The 7,260-nt window shown below is 32.8% G+C and carries 8 protein-coding genes; all 8 read right to left on the minus strand.

Annotated features, from left to right (window positions below; all coding sequences use genetic code 11):
* Positions 1 to 276: 276 nt before the first annotated feature.
* Positions 277 to 819, minus strand: a complete 543-nt coding sequence (locus G3A46_RS13855; protein ID WP_165150723.1) for a hypothetical protein — start codon at positions 817 to 819, stop codon at positions 277 to 279.
* Positions 819 to 1,448, minus strand: a complete 630-nt coding sequence (locus G3A46_RS13860) for a DUF4145 domain-containing protein (protein ID WP_165150724.1) — start codon at positions 1,446 to 1,448, stop codon at positions 819 to 821. The genes G3A46_RS13855 and G3A46_RS13860 overlap by 1 nt, the downstream gene beginning before the upstream one ends.
* 214 nt (positions 1,449 to 1,662) lie before the next feature.
* Positions 1,663 to 2,784, minus strand: coding sequence for a DUF2806 domain-containing protein (locus G3A46_RS13865; protein ID WP_165150725.1), 1,122 nt, complete (start codon positions 2,782 to 2,784; stop codon positions 1,663 to 1,665).
* 160 nt (positions 2,785 to 2,944) lie between these two features.
* Positions 2,945 to 4,345 (minus strand): M1 family metallopeptidase, encoded by a 1,401-nt coding sequence (locus G3A46_RS13870; RefSeq protein ID WP_165150726.1) that lies wholly within the window; start codon positions 4,343 to 4,345, stop codon positions 2,945 to 2,947.
* Between the two features lie 136 nt (positions 4,346 to 4,481).
* On the minus strand, positions 4,482 to 4,925 hold the full coding sequence (locus G3A46_RS13875; RefSeq protein WP_165150727.1) for a hypothetical protein: 444 nt from the start codon (positions 4,923 to 4,925) through the stop codon (positions 4,482 to 4,484).
* A 249-nt stretch (positions 4,926 to 5,174) separates the two neighbouring features.
* Positions 5,175 to 6,143 carry a hypothetical protein gene (locus tag G3A46_RS13880; RefSeq protein ID WP_089895951.1) on the minus strand — a complete coding sequence of 323 codons (969 nt, stop codon included), beginning with the start codon at positions 6,141 to 6,143 and terminating at the stop codon, positions 5,175 to 5,177.
* A 176-nt stretch (positions 6,144 to 6,319) separates the two neighbouring features.
* Positions 6,320 to 6,706: a hypothetical protein gene (locus G3A46_RS13885; RefSeq protein WP_165150728.1), complete on the minus strand. Its 387-nt coding sequence runs from the start codon at positions 6,704 to 6,706 to the stop codon at positions 6,320 to 6,322.
* A gap of 55 nt (positions 6,707 to 6,761) precedes the next feature.
* Positions 6,762 to 7,260, minus strand: a 499-nt coding sequence (locus G3A46_RS13890; protein WP_165150729.1) for an IS3 family transposase, incomplete at its 5' end; no start/stop codon positions are given.

Genomic DNA, 7,260 nt, shown 5'->3' on the forward strand with positions numbered 1-7,260 from the left:
AGAGTGATTACCCTTGGAGAGTTCATCAAGAACTTTGAGTTTAAAGCTTTCGCTGTAACGTCTTACATATCCGTCATTTTTATACATATACATTTGTTTTAGTGTATACATATTTCAGGACGGGTCATAATTATGCACAACGTGTTCGTGTATGATTTCGTTGCGTGTTTAAGCAACTAATTTAGCAAATACAAACCGAATAGAAAATCCGCGAGGATTTTCGTAAGTAAGCCTGTACTAGCAATGAATTATACACGTTGTTGTACCCAGTTACTTTTAGGAATAATAAGATTCATTAAGTCTGATTATAAATCCATTTCCCATACCTCTTGGTCTTTTTTTGTCTTCGATAGAATTTCCAAAACTATTTCCTGCACCCATATTTGTCATATTTCCATTTGAATTAATGGTTATCCAGCCCGTTGGTTCAAATTTTTCAAATTCCGCAAGAGTTTGTGGGTGTAAAACTGTTGATACTTCATAAGCAGTTCCTGATTTTATCATAAAAGGAATTTCAAGTCCTAATGCCTCACCGAACAATAGTGTGAGGTTAGCTTTAGTTGGTTCTTGCAATTCTGATTCAAACATTTTGACTACTGTTTCTAAATCATAATTTGCTTGTGATGCCCATTCAGTAATTTTCTCATTGAATTTTTGTTGTTCTCTTTCTCCCCATAAATCTCCAGCACCAGCAAATACACCTCCTACAAAAGGAATAGCTCCCATTGAGTTTAAAGCAAATCTTGCTGCTTGTTTTCCTCCAGGTTTATTAAGCATTTCTGTCAATTGCTGAATAAGTTTGTTTTTTTCGTCATCCATTATTTATTATCTCTTTTTTCAATTCCGTCTTTTTTTTCTTCTGGCAAACTATCGTAAATTCCGCCAACTCTTTTTGGTAAATCAATCATATATTCAACAATTACATTTACCAACTTGAATAATTGTCCAACAGTTTCTCTGTCATCTGTGTCGATTTGTCCAGGATGAACAGCATCGTTTCCTGTTACTCTAACAATATCTAGTGATTGTTGGACGATAACAGGAAGTCCTTTTTTTACTAAACTTCCAATATCTGTATTTATATTTTTCCCAGGTTCTCCCAATTCCTTTGTTAAAACTTGAATTGCGAGTCTTAATAAGGCAGCTGCACCTCTAGGTGATTTTATATGAATTGATGATGCTTCTCTATATAATTTTAATACTGATTCTGGCATTTCAGGATTTGGAAAAGGGGCATTTCCAGAATCAGGATAGAACAGGGTATCGTTAATAAACATTGTCGATTCATCACAATGATCGCAGGTTCCAATATGAATTGGATATTGCTGTTTGTGCTGATGTCCTATACTTTTATTCCAATCAGTCCACCACCATCTTTGTTTAGATAGAGTGCCACAATGTGGACAAGTGAAAGAATTTGAAAGCGATGTTGGTTCTATGTAATTCATTTTGTTATAATTGGGTACAACGGTCTTGTATATGGCTCGTAGCGTGTAAATTAGCGATTATTTTTTGGTTGAGCACAAGCCAGATTTTTAAATTTTACTATTTATCTTTTTTATTGGAAATCGTCAAATTTAAAAATTTGGCGACTTTCCAAATATGCCTTAACTTCCGTTTAGAAACTTACAAGCTATGAGCTATATACGTTGTTGCCAGTAGTTATTTTTCCGTTTCGTCTTTATCCTTTTGTGTCTTTTCCAACTCATCTTTTGCCATTTGCTCCTCCTTTGTAAGTGGTAAATCATTTAAACCTGTATGACTAATTCTACCATCATCAAGTTCATTCAGTATGTAGGCAAACTTAATTTCAAATCCGTCTTTACGTAATTTTGATGCAAGTAATTGGGCATAATCCAAATCAGGTGTATCACTAACAAGTTTTAATAATTCTTGACCAATTTTGGTGAAAACTAAAACTTGTAATTGTTGTTCAGGTTGTTTTTCAGGCTTTTTTATTGAAACTAAAATATTGCCTAATTTGAAATATAAATCTAGAGCAGTATCTGCTGTCTTGAGAACTTTAAATTGCAAATCATTTGCAGTCAGAAAACCAAGTTCTTCTAAAAGCAAACGGTCATTGAAGTTTAAACCGTATTTTTTCTCTAATAAATTTTCATTTTTGAAATTTAAAATGAATGATACACCAGACGACTGAATATGTAAGCGAGCAAACTTGAGAAATACTTCTGCCTCCTTCTTGGATAAATTTTTCAAAACATCTAAAGTTCGTAGAGAATAAGTTTTAGGTTTCTTTATTTCTCCAGCTAATATCCTGCCCCAAAGTGCCTGCATTTCTTCGTTTGAAATATCTTCCGCAATGTTAAAGAACCTTGTAGTCCAATCTTCATCAACCGGTTCATCTGTCACTTCCTTTTCATTCTTTAATTCTTCTGCTGCATAGGCTGTAACGCTTTCTATGTTAAGCTGTTTCTTGGCCTCTTGATAATTTATTCGTTTTTCCGTTCTTTCCTCAAGACTTGGTGGAACAATTACAGATGAATTCTCCAAATTATCATTGGATTTTGGTGATGAGATTGTAATGCTTTGTTCCTTATACTCAATTCCTCCCGTAATTTCAAAATTATCTTTAACAGCCGATGAAATTATCTTCATTTCTTCAGCTCTTGCTTCTGCTAATTTTTTTATTTCGTAAGCTTTACTATCAATATCTTTTTTGTCAAAATATGATTTAGATAAACGTCCAACCGAATTTGAAACTACATCTAATAGTTTGTCCATAGGTAAAACTTTTCCAATTCCTAAAATATCTTTTAAAGCCATATGTTTGTTTTTTTCATAATTACTGGCAACGTCTCGTATAAACGCAGTAGCGGGATTGACGCACTGTCTTTTCAATTTATACCAGACCTTAAATATATAAAATTACATTCGGGTTCTGCACTTACCCGCTATTGCGTTTATGCATTGTTAGCACCTGGCTTTACTTCTGTTTTATTCTTTCAAGTGCGTTTTTCAATGATTCCTCACTTATTAGATATTGATTTTCTATCAATTCTATTTGTTGTTTATTGTTCAGAGCGGTCCTTAATGTTGAAATTAAAAATTCGTAATCTGTGAAATTAGTTTCTGTTTTTAGAATGGCTTTTATCCAATTCCACATTTTTTCCTTCCCAATTTCTTTTTCGATAGCTGTGAAAACAATAGGCGCATAATAATAAACGTATAGTTCTCGGTCATTATAATCAGATTCTCCTTTTATTTTACCAATTGAAATAGGACTAAAACCGTCTAACTCTTTGACTTTATAAGCCATTTTGCTTTCGTAAACTTCTGTTCCAATTATTTCTTTGGTTAGTTCAAGAGACAGAAACTCCGCAAAACCCTCACTTATCATATCTCCAAGTTCGGAATTGAATACTTTATATGTTCCGAAATAATAATGCCCCAGCTCGTGGGCAATGAAAGGTCTGTACCAATTTTGAATTTGAGGATTAAATAGGCTTTTTAGACCATTATCACCCCAACCGATATTGACTATTGTTGGATAGGAAACAAACAGCCAACCATTCTTTTTAGAAGTTGGTGTGGTTTCTATGAAGGAGACGGATTGGTCAAAAGGAATTTCTAGTTTATTGGTATAAAATTTCTTGTATGAATTTATTAAATCGGTAAAATCATTTATTTGTTTATTGGTTAAATTCGGGTTTAAAATATAAGTGTCTTCGACATTTGAGAAATCATAATTGCCGCAGAACAGAGTTAATTCTCGGGCAATCTCACTTTTAAATCTATGCTTTTGTGCTTTTATGGGTCTATTGCCATTTATGTATAGAGTTGTACAATCGTTACAGGTAATTTCAATATCATATTTGACTTTATCATATACAATATCATTAGATATGTCATAAAGTATGGGATACCAAGCTGATTGTAATCCGTCAGTTCTGATGGAATTATGGTTAAATGCTATATTTCCTTTCCAATCATATTGACTGTAATTTTTAAGAGTATCTTTTATCACAGGGTATTTGCCGACATATTTTACTTGGATACTATTCGGTAAAAATTTATTCTTTCTGGAATTGTCAGGAAAATAATAAGCTTTTGACTCTCCGTAGGTCAGAGTATCATTATGAGCTACATTATAACTTATTAAGAAATTATTAGGCTCTAAACTTCTGAAATGTAAAATATTAAGTCCTGAATTTAGTCGGATTAAATAATCTTTGATTGCTGGAATATTACTTAAAATCAAATCTCCCTCAATAGTTCCTTGCTTTATGGAAATTTCAATTTTCCCAGAAACCTTTGGGGTTGTATCCTGAGCCGACAACTTAATAATGGTCAGTGATAAGCACAGTAATGTAATTATTTTTTTCATTCCATATTTATTTTAGCTTGGTGCTAACGTTTAGTATAACCGCAGTTACGGGTTAATATGCGAGGTTTTTCGGTTAAGCACTGACCTTAGCAATTACGCGTGGATTCGGGCGTAGTCGAATCCGCCGTAATTGCGGTTATACATTGTTGTGTGTAGTGTTTTTATTATTAAGCATTCTTTTTAATTTATTCGCAAATTGATTTTGTCTTATCAGCGTTATTATCCAATTCATTCCAAAGAGCCAGGAAAAGAAAATTATTCCAATCCAATAACTCTGAGATATTAAACCGAAAAACAAAGCCATTACAGAAGTAATATAAAACATTCTGACTACAGAAAAAGAATATTCAATTTTTTTCAGATTACCATCTAATTTTAAATATCCTTTATCTATAGGAGCCATTAAATGCCATCTTCCTTGTCCGTTAAAAAAAGAGTTTTTAAATTCAATTTTTAAGTCCGAACGGTGAATTTTGTCAATTTTTAAACGTGTCAGTTCTTTTTCAATTTTGTCAAAGATTTCTCTGCTATCAGATTTTGAATTTAGTACTCGTTTATATTTTATGTTTAGAGGGAACAAGAATCTTTTTTGTTTTTTATTCTCCGCGAATGATTGGTTTACATTACACACAACGGCTCGGCTATGGTTAGTACGGGAATTAAAAAGCGATTAATTTCCGATTAAGCACTTAGCCAAATCTTTTTATTTTGTTTTATCTTTTTTGTTCTAAAGCCAAATCAAAAGATTTGGCGGACTTGGTTAAAAGCACTGAAATTTGAGTCAAGCACAAAACCCGTATTAACTATAGCCATTGTTGTGGCTAGTGCTTTATTCTCCATTCGGAATATTTTTATCTTTACAATACTTTTCAATTTCCGAATCATTCTCAAAATAGCCATCACAAAATTCATCAAGTTCTTTTTCAGTCGATTTGTAATAACGCTCTTGAGCTGTCATTAATCTGTCGGTTTGCTCAATGAATTGTTCAAATTCCTTATTGATTTTACATAGTTTGTCGATTGTCTTAAAATCGAGGTCTTTGTAAATTGCTGGGAATAATATTTTACTTTGATATGGATTAGCATTTAGTTCAATTATTCCAATTCCGAACGATTGATTTAGCCTTTCCATTTCGTCCGACAAGCTATCACTAAACTCAAATGCTACTAAATATCCATAATTCGCCCAACTTGAATTTGAAACTGCTTGAAAATAGGCTTTTTTCAATTCCGTGTCCGAGTTAATTTCTTTTTTTAATTCGTAAGAACTTAATTTAAAGGTGTCAACTCTATTAATTGATTTTAAGAAATTCTGACTGACTTTGGTTTGCAAATTCAAAAATTTAACTCCGACCATATCTGGATGTGTCCAAATTTGGTTGCTATCTTTTCCGTTTTTTGAATGTTCGTGGAATATTGTTTTCGAATATATTTTGGTATTCTTTAAATAACTACTCAAAAGTCTGTGTAAATCTCTTTCGTTATATGATTTGGCTTTTACTTTAGGTAGTTTTACAGAAGTCGTTTCGGTTGAGCCTGATAATATTTCAATTCCAATATCTTGTTCATTTTTGGTCAGGTAATATGCGTATGAACCTCCTTCTTGTTTTATTCTTTTAACACGAGAATCTCCATTTCTTATAAAATCTCCTAAAAGTGCAGAGATTGTCGCAGGTGGCGTTTTTGCAGGACCAAAGTCATAATATCCATTTTTAATAATATGGTCGTGAACTTCCATATAGTTTGTCAGTCCGTTTATATCGTCAAGACTTTTTAAAATGGCTTCTTTTATTGTCATATTTTTATTTCATTTTCGGTGGTTTCTCGCATTAGCCACAACGGTTTCGTGTATGAGCAGTGGCGTGGTTCGTCACGGACAATTCCAAACAAGTACTTGCCAGAGGAAAATCCGCAGGATTTTCCAAGTAGGCGAGGACAAGCCATTGCTTATACACATTGTTGCCCACAGTATTTTTATTTCGCTGTTTTCATTGGAATATTAAATTCGTGGTTTTCCTCTGGTTTTATTCCAAATCTAACTTTTACATTTAAAGTGTCTGTTTCAAGATAATTAATTGGAACTTTAATTTCTGTTTTCATCGTACTGTTTTTTGTTCCGAGTACACGAATTCCAGCTCCATAAACAGAGAAAGTATTTGGCTCTATATTGGTTAACATAAAATTCGTTTCAGTCAGTTTGTCATATTCCAAATAATCATTTCCGTTCAGTATTTGAATTTCAACTTTCTGATTTCCATTTTCATAAACCAATTCAGTTTTTTCAGTTTTAGAATTTTCGCAACTATATATAGTTAAAGTCAGAAATATGATGATTGATTTTATTAAAATATTTTTCTTCATAGAGATTGGTTCATATGTCTCGTCCTAAAATACGTCTACAGGTTATTGATTAAAATTAAGCTGCATTTTGGTGTACGTTATTAGGTGTTTTATAGTTTAAAGATAAATGTAATCTTTTAGAGTTATATAATTTGATTGCATTTTTGGTTGCTTTTTTTGCTTCTTCCACGCTGGCAAAGGTCTGGTCGAGATATAATTCATCTTTAAGGATTCCATTTACTCTTTCTGCGAGTGCGTTTTCATAGCAATGATTTTCTTCGGTCATACTAATTGCTATTTTTTTTCGCTTTAGTTCATTTGTGTAGACATTGCTGCAATATTGGATGCCTCTGTCTGAGTGGTGCGTTAGGTTTGTAAGTCCCTTATTGTGGTACATTGCCTTTTTTAAAGCCCTTACACAACCGGTAAGTTCTAAACTATCACTCAAGTCGAACCCTACTATTTTACGCGAATACATATCTGTTAAGAGTGCCAGGTAGCAAAATCCCTTAATAGTTCTGATGTATGTTATATCCGCAGCCCACACTTGGTTAGATCTATTGATCACAACATCT

It is taken from the genome of Aequorivita sp. KMM 9714 (assembly GCF_011065475.1).
Taxonomy (GTDB): Bacteria; Bacteroidota; Bacteroidia; order Flavobacteriales; family Flavobacteriaceae; genus Aequorivita; species Aequorivita sinensis.

What these genes read in the sequence shown, in the direction of transcription:
- G3A46_RS13885 (WP_165150728.1), bottom strand. Translation starts at nt 6,706, where the DNA reads ATGAAGAAAAATATTTTAATAAAATCAATCATCATATTTCTGACTTTA.
- G3A46_RS13880 (WP_089895951.1), bottom strand. Translation starts at nt 6,143, where the DNA reads ATGACAATAAAAGAAGCCATTTTAAAAAGTCTTGACGATATAAACGGA.
- G3A46_RS13855 (WP_165150723.1), bottom strand. Translation starts at nt 819, where the DNA reads ATGGATGACGAAAAAAACAAACTTATTCAGCAATTGACAGAAATGCTT.
- G3A46_RS13870 (WP_165150726.1), bottom strand. Translation starts at nt 4,345, where the DNA reads ATGAAAAAAATAATTACATTACTGTGCTTATCACTGACCATTATTAAG.
- G3A46_RS13860 (WP_165150724.1), bottom strand. Translation starts at nt 1,448, where the DNA reads ATGAATTACATAGAACCAACATCGCTTTCAAATTCTTTCACTTGTCCA.
- G3A46_RS13865 (WP_165150725.1), bottom strand. Translation starts at nt 2,784, where the DNA reads ATGGCTTTAAAAGATATTTTAGGAATTGGAAAAGTTTTACCTATGGAC.